15 protein-coding genes, 1 pseudogene and 1 CRISPR repeat array are annotated in these 17,823 nt (G+C 27.1%); of the genes and pseudogenes, 15 read left to right on the forward strand and 1 reads right to left on the reverse strand.

Going from position 1 to position 17,823, the window contains the following annotated elements; translation table 11 throughout:
* The first annotated feature begins 15 nt into the window (after window positions 1-15).
* The 9 genes and pseudogenes from cas3 (at window position 16) to E0D94_RS01950 (ending at window position 11,155) form a co-directional block, all read left to right on the forward strand.
* Window positions 16-2,583, forward strand: coding sequence for a CRISPR-associated helicase Cas3' (gene cas3 / locus E0D94_RS01910; protein ID WP_130805618.1), 2,568 nt, complete (start codon window positions 16-18; stop codon window positions 2,581-2,583).
* Window positions 2,580-3,074: a CRISPR-associated protein Cas4 gene (cas4, locus tag E0D94_RS01915; RefSeq protein ID WP_130805619.1), complete on the forward strand. Its 495-nt coding sequence runs from the start codon at window positions 2,580-2,582 to the stop codon at window positions 3,072-3,074. Before cas3 ends, cas4 begins: the two co-directional genes overlap by 4 nt.
* 39 nt (window positions 3,075-3,113) lie before the next feature.
* Window positions 3,114-4,091: a type I-B CRISPR-associated endonuclease Cas1b gene (gene cas1b / locus E0D94_RS01920; RefSeq protein ID WP_207289602.1), complete on the forward strand. Its 978-nt coding sequence runs from the start codon at window positions 3,114-3,116 to the stop codon at window positions 4,089-4,091.
* On the forward strand, window positions 4,092-4,379 hold the full coding sequence (gene cas2 / locus E0D94_RS01925; RefSeq protein WP_130805620.1) for a CRISPR-associated endonuclease Cas2: 288 nt from the start codon (window positions 4,092-4,094) through the stop codon (window positions 4,377-4,379).
* 176 nt (window positions 4,380-4,555) lie between these two features.
* Window positions 4,556-7,764: direct repeats of the CRISPR family, unit length 30 nt; unit sequence GTGGAATCTTAACAAAAGTTGTATTTAAAT.
* A 166-nt stretch (window positions 7,765-7,930) separates the two neighbouring features.
* On the forward strand, window positions 7,931-8,476 hold the full coding sequence (locus E0D94_RS01930; RefSeq protein WP_130805621.1) for a PepSY domain-containing protein: 546 nt from the start codon (window positions 7,931-7,933) through the stop codon (window positions 8,474-8,476).
* Window positions 8,477-8,563: 87 nt separating this feature from the next.
* Window positions 8,564-9,238 (forward strand): rhomboid family intramembrane serine protease, encoded by a 675-nt coding sequence (locus E0D94_RS01935; RefSeq protein WP_130805622.1) that lies wholly within the window; start codon window positions 8,564-8,566, stop codon window positions 9,236-9,238.
* 82 nt (window positions 9,239-9,320) lie between these two features.
* A complete protein-coding gene (locus tag E0D94_RS01940; protein ID WP_130805623.1) occupies window positions 9,321-9,782 on the forward strand; it encodes a VanZ family protein in 462 nt (153 codons plus the stop codon).
* Complete coding sequence (locus E0D94_RS01945) at window positions 9,779-10,933, forward strand: Card1-like endonuclease domain-containing protein (RefSeq protein ID WP_130805624.1); 1,155 nt, start codon at window positions 9,779-9,781, stop codon at window positions 10,931-10,933. The genes E0D94_RS01940 and E0D94_RS01945 overlap by 4 nt, the downstream gene beginning before the upstream one ends.
* Window positions 10,934-10,937: 4 nt before the next feature.
* Window positions 10,938-11,155 (forward strand): annotated as a pseudogene (locus E0D94_RS01950) (YdbC family protein).
* A gap of 13 nt (window positions 11,156-11,168) precedes the next feature.
* Here E0D94_RS01950 and E0D94_RS01955 read toward each other — a convergent pair.
* Window positions 11,169-11,951 carry a nitroreductase family protein gene (locus tag E0D94_RS01955; protein ID WP_130805625.1) on the reverse strand — a complete coding sequence of 261 codons (783 nt, stop codon included), beginning with the start codon at window positions 11,949-11,951 and terminating at the stop codon, window positions 11,169-11,171.
* Between the two features lie 226 nt (window positions 11,952-12,177).
* On the opposite strand from E0D94_RS01955, the gene E0D94_RS01960 reads away from it, so the two are divergent.
* The 6 genes from E0D94_RS01960 to E0D94_RS01985 are packed head-to-tail and all read left to right on the forward strand — an operon-like array spanning window position 12,178 to window position 17,821.
* Window positions 12,178-12,639, forward strand: a complete 462-nt coding sequence (locus E0D94_RS01960) for a hypothetical protein (RefSeq protein ID WP_130805626.1) — start codon at window positions 12,178-12,180, stop codon at window positions 12,637-12,639.
* Entirely contained in the window at window positions 12,639-14,138 is a 1,500-nt protein-coding gene (locus E0D94_RS01965; RefSeq protein ID WP_130805627.1) for a sodium:solute symporter family protein, read from the forward strand. Before E0D94_RS01960 ends, E0D94_RS01965 begins: the two co-directional genes overlap by 1 nt.
* A gap of 17 nt (window positions 14,139-14,155) precedes the next feature.
* On the forward strand, window positions 14,156-14,572 hold the full coding sequence (locus E0D94_RS01970) for a MaoC family dehydratase (RefSeq protein WP_130805628.1): 417 nt from the start codon (window positions 14,156-14,158) through the stop codon (window positions 14,570-14,572).
* A gap of 31 nt (window positions 14,573-14,603) precedes the next feature.
* Window positions 14,604-16,172 carry a class I adenylate-forming enzyme family protein gene (locus E0D94_RS01975; RefSeq protein WP_165442834.1) on the forward strand — a complete coding sequence of 523 codons (1,569 nt, stop codon included), beginning with the start codon at window positions 14,604-14,606 and terminating at the stop codon, window positions 16,170-16,172.
* 10 nt (window positions 16,173-16,182) lie between these two features.
* Window positions 16,183-17,187, forward strand: a complete 1,005-nt coding sequence (locus E0D94_RS01980; protein ID WP_130805630.1) for a 3-oxoacyl-ACP synthase — start codon at window positions 16,183-16,185, stop codon at window positions 17,185-17,187.
* 28 nt (window positions 17,188-17,215) lie between these two features.
* Window positions 17,216-17,821 (forward strand): flavodoxin family protein, encoded by a 606-nt coding sequence (locus tag E0D94_RS01985; RefSeq protein ID WP_130805631.1) that lies wholly within the window; start codon window positions 17,216-17,218, stop codon window positions 17,819-17,821.
* Window positions 17,822-17,823 lie beyond the last annotated feature (2 nt).

Genomic DNA, 17,823 nt, shown 5'->3' on the forward strand with positions numbered 1-17,823 from the left:
GGCTAGACTATACTCATGTACTTAATCAATATAAGTAATTATGTAAAAAATAAAGATAGATATCTTGCTCATAAGAAAAAGGGGAAGAAAAATGAAACACTAAAAGAGCATCTAGATAAAACTATAGAATATTACAATAAACTATGTGATAAGAAGCAATTAGATACTATAATTAAAAATACTATTGATGAAATAAGATTAGAGGAAAGAAAGTTAAATCATGAAGAACAAGAATTTATTTATAAATTATTTATAAATTCTATATATCTTCATGACTTAGGAAAAATTAATGTAGTATTTCAAAAAAAGAAAATGGAAAAAAGTATTAGTGGTGTAAAATATAGAAGACTTAATAATAGTGAGCATAGTTTAATATCTAGTTTACTATATATAGCAATTTTTAATGAAGAAATAAAGTTAATAAAAGATTATGATTTTAAAAGATTAGCGGAACACATCATGTATATAAATAGTTATAATATGTCCAGACACCATGGATACTTAAAAGATTTAGAGGGATATAAAAATAAGTTGGAAAATTTAAAAAATAAAATAAAGGAGCATCCTGATTATATAATAGATTATATAGGACCAGATATAAGTGATTTAGATTTTAAAGAATCTAGTTTTTTAGGATATAAAAACTATAGTGAAAACGATTTTTACGGGAGATATGAAATTTATATATTAGAAAAACTACTTTATTCTATTATAGTTAATTGTGATTTCTATGCAACTTATGATTATATGAACAGTGAACCTATAGATGAATTTGGAGAGTTAAGAGACTTAAATGAGCTAAAAGGAGCTTACTACAATACCAATATATATAAAGGAATATATAAATATAAAAAATATAAAATGAACTTATTAGAAGAGAATCCTTTCGGAGAAAATTCTATAAACACATTAAGAAGCGAGATGTTTTTAGAAGCAGAAGAGAATTTATTAAAAAACATAAATAAAAACATCTTTTATATGGAAGCTCCTACAGGTAGTGGTAAAACTAATACTTCTATAAATTTAGCTTTAAAATTAATTAATCAAAATAAAACTTTAAAAAAGATATTTTATATCTTTCCATTTAACACATTGATAGAACAAACAGAGAAAAGCATAAGAGAGATCTTCACTAAAAAGGATTTTAAAGATTTTATAAAAATAATTAATTCAATCACACCTATAATCGAAGAGAGTGAGTATAAAGGACAAGAGGTATATAGTTCTATTGATTATGATAAAAAATTATTAGATATACAAATGCTACATTATCCCTTAATCATGACAAGTCACGTAAATTTTTTTAGATATCTATTTAGTGGTTCTAGAGAAGCAAATTTAGCTTTATTACATCTTTCTAATAGTGTAGTAATAATTGATGAAATCCAAAGTTATAAAAACCAAATTTGGAAAGAAATAATTGAATGCTTTTCTAAAATATTTAAATTATTAAATATGAAAGTTATTATAATGTCCGCTACTCTACCAAGGCTAGATAAATTAGTAAGTGAAAGAGAAGATATATTCACAGAACTTATAATAGACAAAGAAAAATATTATAAGAGTCCATTTTTTAAAGATAGAGTTAAATTAGATTTTAGTCTACTCAAAAATTCTGAATTTAATGATCCAGAAAAAGGGAAAGAAGAGTTGATAAAAAAAATACAAGAAGTATGGAAAGAAAAGAAAAAAAGAATATTAATAGAATTTATAAAGAAAGAAGATGCTAGAACTTTTTATAACTTAGCTAAAAAAGAATTTCCAAATAAAAGAGTAGTAGAAATAACAGGAGATGACAATAGAATATATAGAAAAGAAATATTGGATGAGTTAAAGAGTAAAGATGATAATGAAGAATTTATATTGAAGGATATTCTGATAGTAGCAACCCAGGTAATTGAAGCAGGTGTAGATATAGATGTGGATATAGGATTTAAAGATATATCTACAATAGATTCCGAAGAACAGTTTTTAGGAAGAATTAATAGATCTTGTAAACGTGAGGGACTTGCCTTCTTCTTTAACTTAACAGAAGCTAATAAAATCTATAGAGGCGATTTAAGATTAAATAAAGATTTAAGATATGAAAGGTATCAAAAGATATTGATAGAAAAGGAATTCAGTGAATTTTATGAAGAATGCTTAAAAAATGTAGAGAATAAAAAAGAAGAATTAAATGAAAATAATATAAATAATTTTTATTCAAAAATGAAATATTTAGATTTTCAAGAGATAGATAAACATATGAGTTTAATTGAAGATAATAAATACCAAGTTTATCTTCCTTATACTATAAAATATATAGAAGAGAATGAGGAAAAGGAAATAGATGGAGAAAAAGTTTGGAGAGAATTTAAGGAACTTTTAGAAAACAAAAAACTAAAGTATGCAGAAAAAAGGATTAAATTATCTTCTGTACAAGCTAAAATGGATTATTTTATATTTAATTTAGGTGAAAAACCTCAGAAGTACGAAGAGAATATTGGAAATTTATTCTATATTCAAAACGAAGAAGATTATATAATAGATGGAAAATTTGATAGAAAAAAGTATCTAAATGAGAGTGAGGATATCTTTATATGAAAATTACAGGAACTATGATAAATTATTATTTTCACTGTAAAAGACAATGTTGGCTATTTTCTAATCGTATAAATCTAGAGGATAATAGTGAAGATGTAAAGATAGGTAAAATACTTCATATTTTAAAAAGTGAAGAAAATAAAACTACAGAGCTTTCTATTGAAAATATAAAGATAGATAGATTAACTGATGATTATTTAGTTGAAATTAAAAAGTCAGATGCAGATATAAATGCTGTAAAATGGCAAGTTTTATTATATTTAAAAACACTTAAAGAAAAAGGCATAGATAAAAAAGGTATGATTGAAATTATTGAAAAGAAAAAGCAGGATAAAAAGATTCATTATGTAGAATTAGATGATGAAAGGTTAAAAGAATTAGAAGAAATTTTAGAAAATATAAATATTTTAATTAATATCAATAGCCCTCCAGATCCAATTAATGAACCAAAGTGTAAGAACTGTGCTTATTATGAATATTGCTATATATAAGAAAGGGTGAGAATAATTAAAGGTCATACAAGATATTTAATGTCTAGAGGTGAACTAAAACGAAAAGATAATTCCATAGTATTTAAAAATGAAAAGGGTAATTTCTATATTCCTATTGAAGGTATAAGAGAATTATATTGTATGAATGATATGACAGTAACTACAAAACTTTTAGATTTTATATCAAAAGCAGGGGTAGTCATTCACTTTTTTAATTATTATGGACATTATAGTGGAACATATTATCCAAAGAAACAACTAATTAGTGGAAGTTTAAAAATAAAACAAGCTACTACATACTTAGATAGACGGCTTATTATAGCTAAAAAAATAGTTGAAGGCATTGCAGTAAATATAGCTGAAACGTTATACCACTATTATAAACATGGAAAAAAAGATATTAAACCTTTGATAGATTGGTTGAGAAAAGATATACCTAATATGTTAAGCAAAGAAATAAACATAAAACAAATATTATTTATAGAAGGACAAATATGGCAGAATTTTTATGCTACCTTTAAAAACATATTAAGAGAAGAATTTGTATTTAATAAAAGAGTTAAAAGACCACCAGATAATCCATTAAATGCTATGATTTCATTTGGAAATTCTCTCTTATACACTAAAACCATTTCTCAAATATACAATACCCATCTAGATCAGTCTATAAGTTTTTTACACGAACCAATGGAAGGAAGATTTTCTTTAAGTTTAGATATAGCAGAGGTATTTAAACCTATAATAGTATTTAAAACAATTTTTGACTTAGTAAATAATAGAAAAATTAGAGTAGATAAGCACTTTGAAAAGAAAGTTAATTATTGTATTTTAAATGAAAAAGGAAGAAAAATATTCATACAAGAATTTGAAAATAGGATAAATAGTGTATTTTTGAATAAGAGATTAAATAGAAAAACTACGTATTTGACAGCAATAAAATTAGATGTATATAAACTTATAAAATATATAGTAGAAGATAAAGAGTTTGTACCCTTCAATCTAAAGGAGAGTTGTTAAATGGGTAAAATAAAGAACTATAATTACGCTTTTGTACTATATGATGTAAATGAAAAAAGAGTACATAAGGTATTCAAGGTATGTAAAAAATATCTCAATCATTATCAAAAGTCTATTTTTAGAGGAGATATTACTACATCTAAATTAATTGCTTTAAAAAATGAATTATATCAAATTATAGATCCATCAGAAGATTTTATTTCTATAATTAAATTAGTAAATAAATCAAGTTTTGGAGAGGAAATATTGGGAACACCTCAGAAAGATGTAGACAGTATGTTTATATAAATTTACCAAGTGATAAGTTTATTTTATATGTTATAAAGACTCTATTTTACTAGTTGATAGGGAAAATTATAGAAATATTAATAACTATATTTTTAAGTTGGGAAAATTGTTGAAGAATAGTAATATGTACACACTAGAGCCGAATTTAAAGAAAATAAAATATGTATTTTACAGTAGTGGAATCTTAACAAAAGTTGTATTTAAATATATCAGCGTTTCTGTTAAATGCAATTGCAGGTTGTGGAATCTTAACAAAAGTTGTATTTAAATATGCTCTTATATCGTTGTTTAATGTTCCATCAAATGGTGGAATCTTAACAAAAGTTGTATTTAAATGGAGTATTCCACTTTTGTTCTCCTGAATAAATACTAGTGGAATCTTAACAAAAGTTGTATTTAAATACTTTACAGGTTTGCCGGACGGGAAAGCCGAGAATGTGGAATCTTAACAAAAGTTGTATTTAAATCTCCATTCCCTGCTACAGTTTGCTCTATAACGCCAGGTGGAATCTTAACAAAAGTTGTATTTAAATCTTTGAAACGCTCTATTCATATTACCTCCTTAATCGTGGAATCTTAACAAAAGTTGTATTTAAATATGCAACAGAGGAAGATTTGGACAAGCATAATCAGAGTGGAATCTTAACAAAAGTTGTATTTAAATATTGCAGGCGATAGCATAGGTTGTGCTTTAGTTCCTGGGGTGGAATCTTAACAAAAGTTGTATTTAAATCTTATAAAGACAGAGGTATAAGAAGTAAAGTATTTAGTGTGGAATCTTAACAAAAGTTGTATTTAAATATTGCACCTAATGCACTTATAATTGTGCCGACTACTACTGTGGAATCTTAACAAAAGTTGTATTTAAATTTAGATTCAAAACGTTTGCTACAATCAATGTTAATACGTGGAATCTTAACAAAAGTTGTATTTAAATTATACACTATCTTGTAATGTATTAGCTACCTTTCTTAGTGGAATCTTAACAAAAGTTGTATTTAAATTTTCTTCCTATCCCCTTTCTCATTTACGCATACTGGGTGGAATCTTAACAAAAGTTGTATTTAAATCAATAACTAGAGGAAATAAAACAGAGACAATGTATATGTGGAATCTTAACAAAAGTTGTATTTAAATATAAAAAGTGGGATAGTTAAAATATTAAAAGCTATAGGTGGAATCTTAACAAAAGTTGTATTTAAATTTATAGTGGTAGAGAAGAAAACAAGCAAAAAACTGAGTGGAATCTTAACAAAAGTTGTATTTAAATGACACAAATGGACTAGCTATAAGCTTTAAGAACATAGTGGAATCTTAACAAAAGTTGTATTTAAATAGTTTTCCCTGATTTTCAAAGTCTAAAATTGTAACAGTGGAATCTTAACAAAAGTTGTATTTAAATTTTATTATATATATGAATAATCCCTATTCCTATAATGTGGAATCTTAACAAAAGTTGTATTTAAATGGAACAGCAAGATATTTTAATATATTTTTATTAAGTGTGGAATCTTAACAAAAGTTGTATTTAAATAACTCACCGTTTGCAACCATTTCATCAAGTCTATTTGTGGAATCTTAACAAAAGTTGTATTTAAATAATTTAAAAGTGTATAACAATATAAACATATAATTTGTGGAATCTTAACAAAAGTTGTATTTAAATAATAAAACAATCAGAAGGTGTAGTAATTGATTTTGCGTGGAATCTTAACAAAAGTTGTATTTAAATAGTAAACCACGTAATCCACCTTTTAGTTTATCGAATGTGGAATCTTAACAAAAGTTGTATTTAAATTTTCTACAGCCTTTATTAGTTCTTCTTCCAGCTTTTGTGGAATCTTAACAAAAGTTGTATTTAAATAAAAGAATATATTTCTTTTGAACAACAATTAGTTGGGTGGAATCTTAACAAAAGTTGTATTTAAATAAAAGAACCTAGGGCCTTAATAGCCCCAGGTTTTAAGTGGAATCTTAACAAAAGTTATATTTAAATTTTCTACTATTCCTCCTCATATTGCGTACATACTATGTGGAATCTTAACAAAAGTTGTATTTAAATAGGAGGACTAGACTTCGATTTAAACTTAATAGAACTGTGGAATCTTAACAAAAGTTGTATTTAAATACCCTTGTTAAACACTTTTTATTGTTTGGTAATACGTGGAATCTTAACAAAAGTTGTATTTAAATAGAGTGCATCTTCCATAGATTTTAATCTTTCTTCATGTGGAATCTTAACAAAAGTTGTATTTAAATTTACTTGAATTACTTGTAGAACTGTTTGAAATATTAGTGGAATCTTAACAAAAGTTGTATTTAAATATTTGTTTCAGTTTTCATGATGTACCCAAATTCATTGCGTGGAATCTTAACAAAAGTTGTATTTAAATAGTAGAAAATGCACTCCATAAATCTGCAATAGGTTAGTGGAATCTTAACAAAAGTTGTATTTAAATTAAATATAACGTAGAACAAAAAGACTTAAAAATAGAAGTGGAATCTTAACAAAAGTTGTATTTAAATATATTACATCTGCCTCTATTCTAGCTAATCCACTAGGTGGAATCTTAACAAAAGTTGTATTTAAATTCAAAAGAGTAAAGAGATGGATTTGCTTTATCCCACGTGGAATCTTAACAAAAGTTGTATTTAAATTCATTATATTTAACATATTATCATAATTTTTGTAATGTGGAATCTTAACAAAAGTTGTATTTAAATCTATTAGTAATGGACTTAAGAAAGTATAAAGGTGATATGTGGAATCTTAACAAAAGTTGTATTTAAATTATTATCCCTGAAATAGAAATAACATATAGCACAGAGTGGAATCTTAACAAAAGTTGTATTTAAATGTTTTATTTGTAGTACTGTTTACACTTCTAACATAGTGGAATCTTAACAAAAGTTGTATTTAAATGTAGTTACTCTTTCCTTAAGTGATTCTACTCTTTTCAGTGGAATCTTAACAAAAGTTGTATTTAAATTTTAATCACCTGCCTATACTCTATACCCTCTATTTGTGGAATCTTAACAAAAGTTGTATTTAAATTCTAATTCACCTACCTTTATGTTAAAGAGGGGAACTGTGGAATCTTAACAAAAGTTGTATTTAAATTGTATGGCAAGGCCGTGGGGGCAAATTCAATACAATGTGGAACCTTAACAAAAGTTGTATTTAAATTATTGTAAGTCTTGTAAATCCCAACCTTCAGTTCTTGTGGAACCTTAACAAAAGTTGTATTTAAATTTATTTAAAACAGGCCACAGTATAGAAGATATTAGGTGGAACCTTAACAAAAGTTGTATTTAAATAAATAAAGGCAATTATTATTTATATTTATGTTTAGCGGTGGAATCGTAACAGAAGTTATATTTAAATACAAAAATTTATTAATATATCTTGAACTTAAAAAATATACATGTGTTGATGAGATTGTAAAAAAGGCACATATATATAATATAAAATCAAAAGTATGATTTCACATAACACACCACATAATTAATCCAAACTTTCTTGGGTATACTATTCTTAAGGAGGTTTATAAATGATGAAAAAACGTATATTATTACCTTTATTTTTAGTCCTTATATTGACACTTACAGCATGTGGTGATGGTGATTTAAATGGTGATGATGTAGATAATAATGATGAAGTAAGATATGAAGATATTGAACTTACTCCAGAGGATGCATATGATAAATTTATGGAAGCTCATTCAGATTCAAAAATCAGGGGAATTTCTCTAGATAAAAACATGACTGAGTATCAATATGTGGTAGAAGGTTATGATGATGAAAATGATTATGAGGTTAAAATCAATCCTGTAAGTGGAGACATCATAAGTGATGATACAGAAATTATTGATTTAGATGATGAACAGGGAGAGATAACTAAAGATCAATTATCTAAAATAGAATCTTTAGTTGAAAAAGTTTTAGAAGAATCAAAAGAAGGCTCAAAGGTTAATGAATGGAGTCTTGAATATGATGATAATATCTTAGCTTTTGATATAGAGGTAATTGAGGACAATAATGAAGTTGAATATACTTATGATTTGGAAACTGAAAATTTAATAGAAAAAGATAACTAAAATATATTGAAATAGATGATACAAAAGCGTATCATCTATTTTTAATGGGTATAATACATGTAATCAATTTGAAAAGGAGGTGTTATTATGATTCCTTTAAGAGATACTAGTCCAAGTAGAAAAGTACCTATTGCAACCTTTATAATTATAGGAATAAATGCACTTATATTTTTATATCAAACTATGATAACAAATGAAATGGTTGGGGAGATGGTTTTTAACTATGGTTTCATACCAATAAGATTTATATATAATGTATTTAATCCACTAGCTTATATTCCATTTATCACGAATATTTTTTTACATAGTAATTTAATTCATTTACTGGGAAATATGTGGTCACTATGGATTTTTGGTGATAATGTGGAAGATAGAATGGGGCCTTTAAGATTTACTTTGTTTTATATTTTAGCTGGAGTAATTGCAACTATATTTCATATGCTATCAGATATTTCATCATACATTCCTGTAATTGGTGCATCTGGTGCAATTGCTGGAGTTATGGGAGCATATTTTTTAATGTTTAAACACTCTAGAGTGCTTACTATAGTTCCTATTTTTCCTTTCTTTATACAAGTTCCAGCACAAATGTTTCTTATAATATGGTTTTTAATTCAATTATCTTCTGGAATTAGCTCTGGACTTGCAGGTCAATTGTCTCAAAATATTGCTTGGTGGGCACATATATTTGGATTTTTAGCTGGAGTTTTTCTTCATAAATTATTTATTAAAAAGAACATTAATTATTACAGGAGAATATAATTTGTTGCTATTGTATTTTGTTTGCTTTATAACTTTCAAGGTAATATAATTAAGTTATATTATAATAAAAAGGAAAGTGAATATGAAGCAAAATAACAAGAAAAAAATATCATATTTAGCTGTTTTTATATGGATGGGTGCAATATTTTATTTGTCTCATCAATCTGGAGATAGCTCTGGAGGTTTGAGCTCGGGAATAACAGAAATGGTGTTAAATATGATAAATACTATATTTCCATCTTTAAAGGTGGATATGGATTTATTTCACCATATTATAAGGAAATTAGCACATTTTACTGCTTATTTTATACTTGCTATACTCGTTATAAATGCACTTAGAATAAGTAATATTTTTGGATTTAAATCAATAATAATAGCTCTTTTAATATCAATAATATATGCAGCAACAGATGAGTTTCATCAGTCGCTTATACCAGGAAGAGGACCATCTATAAAAGATGTATTTATAGATAGTTTTGGTGCTAGTTTTGGACTAGCTATATATTTTGTATTTTCTAAACTTAAAAAAAGGAGAGTTTCATGAAGAAATATAATACAATTATAAATGTGATTGGGGATAATAATGATTTTAATATAGTTGCCACACATGCATTTAATCCTCAGAAATTGGTACTTATTCATGATGGTAGTGATGAGAAAAAGGCTTATTCAGATGATATAAGGGATTATTATAGAAAAAACTTTAAAGATATAGAAATAATAGAAGAAACAATATATAGGCCTCTTTATGAAAGTTTAGAAAAAATATTATTTAGATATAAAAATGAAGAAGCTGTTATAAATATTACTGGTTCAGATACTTTAGTCAATCTATATATCTATAACTTTTCTCAAATATTTACTATTGATTATGCTTATTTAGAAGTAGCACATTCAGAGATAATTATATATAGAAAAGGTAAAATAGAAAAAATAAATATAGATTTATATGATATGAATATAGATGATTTTATGTCTATATCAGGTGGAAAGATACTTTGGGATAATACTCCAAAATATAATGATGATAAATTAGAAGTCATCTATAACTATATTATAAATAAATATGATAAGTGGAAAAAAGTAAAGGCTATATTTAAATATAGAAAAAATATAGAGTTTCATGATTATATATATAATAGATTACTTATAAATACAAGTGAATTAGAAGAAGAGAATATAAACGATTTATTAGAGTTCTTAAATATATTAAAACATATGCATTATATTGAATATAAGTATAGGAAAAATCAAATAAGACTGGATATTAAAAATGAATTTGCAAAAAGTCTTATATTGATCTCTGGATATTGGCTTGAATTTATAACATATAGTGTTGTAAAAACTTTAGATAATATAGATGACTTAAAAACAGGTGTTGTATTTTTATGGGATAGAGATGTAGAGGATGTAAAAAATGAATTAGATATTCTTGCATCTGTAGATTCTTCTCTTATATGTATATCTTGTAAGGATAGTAAAGGGTATGATCAAGAAGCTTTAAATGAGCTTAATGTGTATAGTAGAAGAATAAGTAAAGGTAAAAATATCGATATTCTCGTAAGCACATATTATCCACAAAAAGAGAATGTAATAAATAGGGCAAAGGAAATGGATATAAATATTATAGTGTTTGATGGAGATATATCTAAGTTTAGAAATGAATTGCAAAAAATAATAAATAATAAAGGGTGATTTCATGGCAATAAATTATGAAATATTAGAAGAAATAGGATTAATTTCAGAATCTAAATCAGGTTGGAAAAAGAAATTAAACCTTATATCTTGGAATGCTAGGGATGCTAAATATGATTTAAGAGATTGGGCACCTGATAAGAAAAGATGGGAAAAGGAATAACACTTACAAAGGATGAACTTAAAGAATTAAGAGATGTATTAAATAATATGAATTTATAAAAATGTGGATATTTTAATCCACATTTTTTATTTTTATAGTAATTATATATTTTTTGTTTTTACTACTTTGAATATCCTTATTAATAAATTCCACATCATAACCTAATTGTCTAGCTGCTATTATAATATGACTTAGTCCTATTCCTATATCAATATGATTATTTTTTTCTAGAAGTTTTTTTGTAAGTATATTTTTCCATTCTATATATACGTCTAAAGTATTTTCACTAAAATGAACCCTCCAAGGTTGTGAATTTATTGCAGAAGGTGCTTTTCTAAGAGAATCTATTATTGGAATAAGTTCGTTTTTTATATTTCCAGATAAAATATTTTTATTTTCTTTTCTTTTCCTATTTTCTTTCTTTTCTAATTTTCTCTCTGGATAACCAAAAGCTATGAGTATAATATATTTTTGATCCTTTTTTACATCTGTAATTTGTCTGAAGGTTTTTTCATCTATTGGGCTACCTACCCAGCAAGTTCCTATACCTAATTTAGTTAGATTTAGTACTATTTGCTCACCAATATATCCTATATTTTCTAAATAGTTATCCTGTATGTTTGAAGTAAATGCTATATAGTGGGGAGCAGTTACTTTAGCATATTTTGATGTAAATCCTTTAAATGTATCTATTATCTTTTCTCCATCTCTTAAAACTATGGTATCCATTGGAATATCTTTATTGAGTGGTTTTATATCTTTTATAATATCTTGTATATTTTTAAAATGTTCATTTGAAATTTTTTGATCTTTATATTTTCTAGTGGATATTCTATAATCTATTGCTCTATACATATTCTCACCTCAATATTTTATATTAATTATGTCTTACAATAATTATATTTTAAAATAAATATTTTCACAAATTATAATCAAATTATATTAGAAAAATTGCAAAAAAAATAAAATTTAAAAAAGTCTGAAAACGTTTGACATTTAACATTTTATAGATTATAATTAAACCATAAACATGAGAAGTGATTCATAATTCATGTAAATAATAATAAATAGGGGTGATTTAATGAAGTTATCTGAAAAAGGTATCACTATCATAATAATTTTGACTACTATATTATGGACAGTGATAAATGTTTTAGGCTGGTCAGGCAATCATATGTTAGGGCTTTATTTAGGGGTAATATTGATGCTTTTATACATGGTTTTAGGGGTTGCCAATAAAGGAGTAGTTTCTAAGAAATTTTTATTTTATCCACTTGCAGCATGGTCAATTACATGGATTATAGGTTTCTTTCTTGCAAACTATTATGGAATTAAATTTGCAGGAGCAATGCCTTCTTTTACGATATTAGGATTTCATCCTTCTTTTGCACCAGTAGTTTTTTTATATTGGATTGGTGGAATGCTTACATTAACACTTGGATTTATGTTTTTTAAAGATGAATGGATGTCAGATAAAGATTGGAATGATTTTAAAGAAAAGATTAGAGTTATTAAAGAACAAGAAAAGAAGGGGGCAATATAATGAGTAATACAGCTAGAGCTTTAATTATAGCATTTTCAGTTGGTATGATTTTGATTTCATTTGCAATTGGATGGTGGGCTAAAAGAAAAGCAAATACTGCTAAAGCATATTTTGGTAGTACAGGAATGTTTGGACCATTAGTAGTTGGGTTATCTAGTACTGCTGCAGTAGCTAGTGCATTTGCTCTTGTTGGTATTCCTGGAATACTCTATGCTACAGGAAATGCAATGACTTTTTGGATGTTATCTTCAGCAGCATTTGCAATGGCATACATAATTATAGGTAAAAAGGTTAGGGCCATGGCAGAAATTGGTGAAGTAGCTAGTTTAGGTGATGTTTCTGACTTAAGATTTAATAATAATAAGATTATAAAGGGAAGTATGTCAATAACATTATTACTTGGATGTATAGCTTATTTATCTGCTCAAATAAAAGCAGGTTCTGAACTTTTTAGTCATTTAGTTGGCTGGAGTCCCCTTGTATCTGGACTTGTTATATTTGGAGTATTAACTATATATATGTCTGTTAGTGGAGAAGTTGGAGGATTATTAACTCAAGCTTTTCAAGGATTTGTAATGGTACTTGCAGGATTAGTATTAGTAGTAGCTTTCTTTAGAATGACTGGAGGAGGATTTGGAGAAGTGTTAAAAGTTACTTCTGAAGCGGGAACTGTAACTGCTAATAATGTTACAAAGGAATTTTCTCCAGGTATTTTAGATGCATGGGGCACCCTTCCTAAGGTTGCAGCTATGGCATATATGCTTATTCCTATTTTAGGAACTGTAGGTCAACCTCAAGTTTTAACTAGAATGTATGCATTAAAAGATCCTAAAGATATGCCTAGATTAGGATTATATTCTGCAATAGCTCATACAATAGTTGGGTTATTAACATTAGTAGTAGCAAGCGGTGCATTATATTTAGTAGGTACGGGTAAAATTGCTCCTTTAGATAATCCAGATAGAGCAATATATGAATTTGCAGATTACTCAGGATTAATTGTACAACTTTTTGTATATGCAGCAGTTTTAGCTGCAGCAATGTCATCTGCTAGTTTATTCCTATCAATAAGTTCTAATATAATAATTAGAGATTTACCAGATGCATTTGGAATAAAGTTAAGCGAAGAAAAACAAATGAAATATGCAAAAGGTGCAATGGCAGTAATAGGAGTAGCTTCAATATTCTTTTCTATAACACAAGGTGAGATGGTTGCTATATTAGGAACATTTGGTTGGGGAACGCTTATGTCAGCAACATTCCCTGTATTTATACTTGGATTACTTTGGAAAAAAGCTAGTGTAAAGGGAGTTATGGCTGGTTCAGTTATGGCGTTAATATTAAATATAGTTTCATTTTTAAATTTAATACCTTGGCCTGGTGCTCTTCCATGGTACTTTAATGTAATAACAATTTCAATAATTACTACTGTTGTAGTATCATTATTAGCAAAAGATGAAGTTCTTGATAAAAAGGTAGAAGCCGTAATAGAGCTTTAATAAAGGATGAGATACTGTTGATAAAGCAAATTTCTTATGATGACATAAGAGTTGGTGATAGTGCAATTATGAATAAGAGAATTTCAGTAAAAGATGTTGAATCTTTTGCTGAAATTCTTAATGATAGAGATTCTTTTCACGTTGATGAAGAAGTAGCTAGAAAATCTGTATTTGGCAAAAGAGTCTGTCATGGAATGCATATCGCTTCTTATATTTCTGAAGTAATAGGGAAGGGGTTACCAGGATTTGGTACTATATATCTTAATCAAACACTGAATTTTAAAACTCCTGTATATTTAAACTCTAATATAACTATAGAAGTTAAGGTATTGGAGAAATTACCTAGAAGAAAATTAAGAATGTTGACTCTAATAAAGGATGAAGATGAAAATTTAGTGTTAGATGGAGAAGCAATAGTGAAAGTTAGTAAATAAAAATACTATACTATTTTAAGGAGTGGTTACTTTGTATAATAATGGTTGGATAGGAGATTATTTATTATCTAGAAGTAAAATCAATGGACATGGAATAGCTGTATATGATGCAGATAATGATACTAACTATACTTATAACGATTTAAATGATAGAGCTAACAGGTTAGCCAATTATCTTAAATATGAACTTGGAGTAGAAAAAGGTGATAGAGTAGCATTTATTTCAAGAAATAGAATTGAGCTAATTGATGGATATTATGCTACAGGAAAATTAGGCGCTATTATGATTCCATATAATGCTAGATTATCTTCAGAAGAACTTGAAAAACTTATAAATAGTGAGACACCAAAAGTAGTTGTTTACGAGGATATATATAATGAATCTATTACAAAGATAAAAGATAAATTAGATGTTGAGAGCTATATTATACTACAAAATATAGATGAAGATATTTATATAGATAACTTAAATTATGAAGAGATAATGAAATATAATAATAAACCTATAAATTGTAAAGATTTAGATTTTGAAGATATTCATTTGATAATACATACAGGAGGTACTACTGGGTTACCTAAAGGTGGAATGATTTCCCATAGAGCTGAGTTGTTTAACTCAATGAATGAAATTTGCACATGGGGTCTTAATTATGAAGATAGTGCACATATTATATTACCATTATTTCATACTGGAGGTTGGAATTTATTAACTCTACCTCTGTTGCATGCAGGAGGTAAAATAATAATTAATAAGCAATTCAATCCTAGACAAACCCTAGATATAATCGAAACTGAAAAAACAACAGTACTTTTTGGTGCAGCTACTATATTTAGAATGATGGCAGAATTACCAGAATTTAAAACGGCTGATTTATCATCTTTGAAGTGGATTATGGCAGGAGCAGCTCCTACGCCTATTAATATAATGGAGAAGTTCTGGGATAAAGGATTAAAATTTGTATTAGGTTATGGTATGACAGAAGCTGGACCTAACAATTTATCTGGAGCGGTACAGTTTATGACTGATGAAGAAATAAAAGAAAAATTTGCTTCAGTTGGTAAACCTATGTATTTAACAATGACTAAAGTAGTAGATGAAAACAATAATGAAGTAGGAGTTAATGAAGTTGGAGAATTACTTTGGAGTGGACCACAAATCTTTTCAGGATATTGGAATAACGAAGAAGAAACTAATAAAACATTAATAGATGGATGGGTTCATACAGGAGATATGGCTAAAGTTGATGAAGATGGATATTACTATATAGTTGGAAGAAAGAAGAATATGTTTATAAGTGGTGGAGAAAACGTATTTCCTCCTGAAATAGAAAAACATTTATATAAAATTCCAGAAATAAATGAAGTGTGTGTATTTGGAGTATTTGATGAAGTATGGGGAGAAGTAGGAAAAGCAGTTGTTTCACTTAAAGCTAATATGAAAATATCAAAAGAAGAAATTCAAGAAAAACTAAAACAGAATTTAGCTAATTATAAAGTTCCAAAATACATTACATTTGTAGAAGATATACCTAAAAATAATGTAGGCAAGATTGTAGTTGGGAAAATTATGGAGCTATATGGCACAAGTGATGATAATTAGGAGGATCTAAATGAATATAGGAATAAAGAATATTGGTATATATATACCTGAAAAAATTAAGGACAGTAAAAAAATAGCAGAATTATCAGATATACCAGAGTATGTGATAAGAGAAAAATTCGGTATTAAAAAAGTACATCAAGCATCTGAAGAAGAAACTGTTTCAGAAATGGGTGCAAGAGCTGCAAAGAAAGCACTAAATGGATTTGATCCTGAGAAATTAGATTTAGTAGTATATTGTGGTAGTGAATATAAAGATTATTATCTATATAACTGTGCAGCAGATATACAAAATAAAATAGGGGCAGTAAATGCCAATGCTTTTGAAATTCATTCCCTTTGTTCTGCTGGAGTATATTCTCTAAAAGTTCTTAAAAGTATGATGCTAAATGATGAAGATTTAAATAATGTATTATTAGTATCCTCTTCAAAAGAGACTCAAATAATTGACTATACTAATCATAATTCAAGATTTATGTTTAACTTTGGTGATGGAGCTTCTGCTATACTATTACAAAGGGGATTAAATGAAAATATAATATTAGAAACTGCTATGATTACAGATGGTTCATTTGCAGAAGATGTTGCAGTCTATGGTGTTGGGTGTAAAAACTTTAATAACTCAAAAGATGTTAAATTTAAGGATAGATTTTTAGATGTAAAGGATATAAATGATATGAAATCAAGACTAGACCCAATTAGTTTTGATAATTTTAACAAAGTAATTAAGAGATCAATAGAAAAAAGCGGATATGAAATTAATGATATAAACTATTTAGCTCCAATATTTATGAAAAGATCTTTGCTAGAAGGTATATTAGAAGGTTTTGGATTATCTGAAGAAAATTCTTTTGTTTTAGAAGAATATGGTCATTGTCAATCATCAGATGCATTTATATCATTATTTGAAGGACAAAAGTTAAATAGGTTGAAAGATGGAGACTTGGCTGTTTTAGTAGGTGCTGGAACAGGTTATACTTGGGCAGCAACAACTGTTAAGTGGGGCAAAGCTTAATATAAAATAATAAATAGGGGGTATCTTTATGAAAGTATTAGCAATATGTGGTAGTCCAAGAAAAGATGGAAATACTGAGTTTTTTACTAACGTAGTATTATCTAAATTAAAAAAATCAGATATTGAAACTGAATTTATTTCGCTTATTGGAAAAGATATTTCAGAATGTACAGGGTGTTACTATTGTATTGAGAATCAATCCTGTAGTATTAAAGATGATTTTCAGGAGATTTTTAATAAAATGCTAAAAGCAGATGCTATAATATTATCTTCTCCAGTGTATCATGCTTCAATTACACCAAAGTTAAAAAGTTTACTTGATAGAGCAGGATTTACAGGACGATGGATTGCTAATGAAATGGTAGACGAATCATCTTCTTATAATTGGAAAGGTACAGCATTCTCTAGAAAACTTGTTGCACCTATAACAGTAGCTAGAAGAACTGGTCAAACCTTTGCATTTTCACAATTAGTGTTATGGGCAACAGTTAATGATTGTACAGTTGTAGGTTCAAATTACTGGAATATAGGAGTAGCAGGTGCAGGTGGACAAATAAATGCAGAGCAAGATAAAGAAGGAATAGGCATAATGGAGCACTTAGCTGGCAATATAGAGTATTTACTTAAAAAATAATT

The organism is Senegalia massiliensis (genome assembly GCF_900626135.1).
In the GTDB taxonomy this organism is placed as follows: domain Bacteria; phylum Bacillota; class Clostridia; order Tissierellales; family SIT17; genus Anaeromonas; species Anaeromonas massiliensis.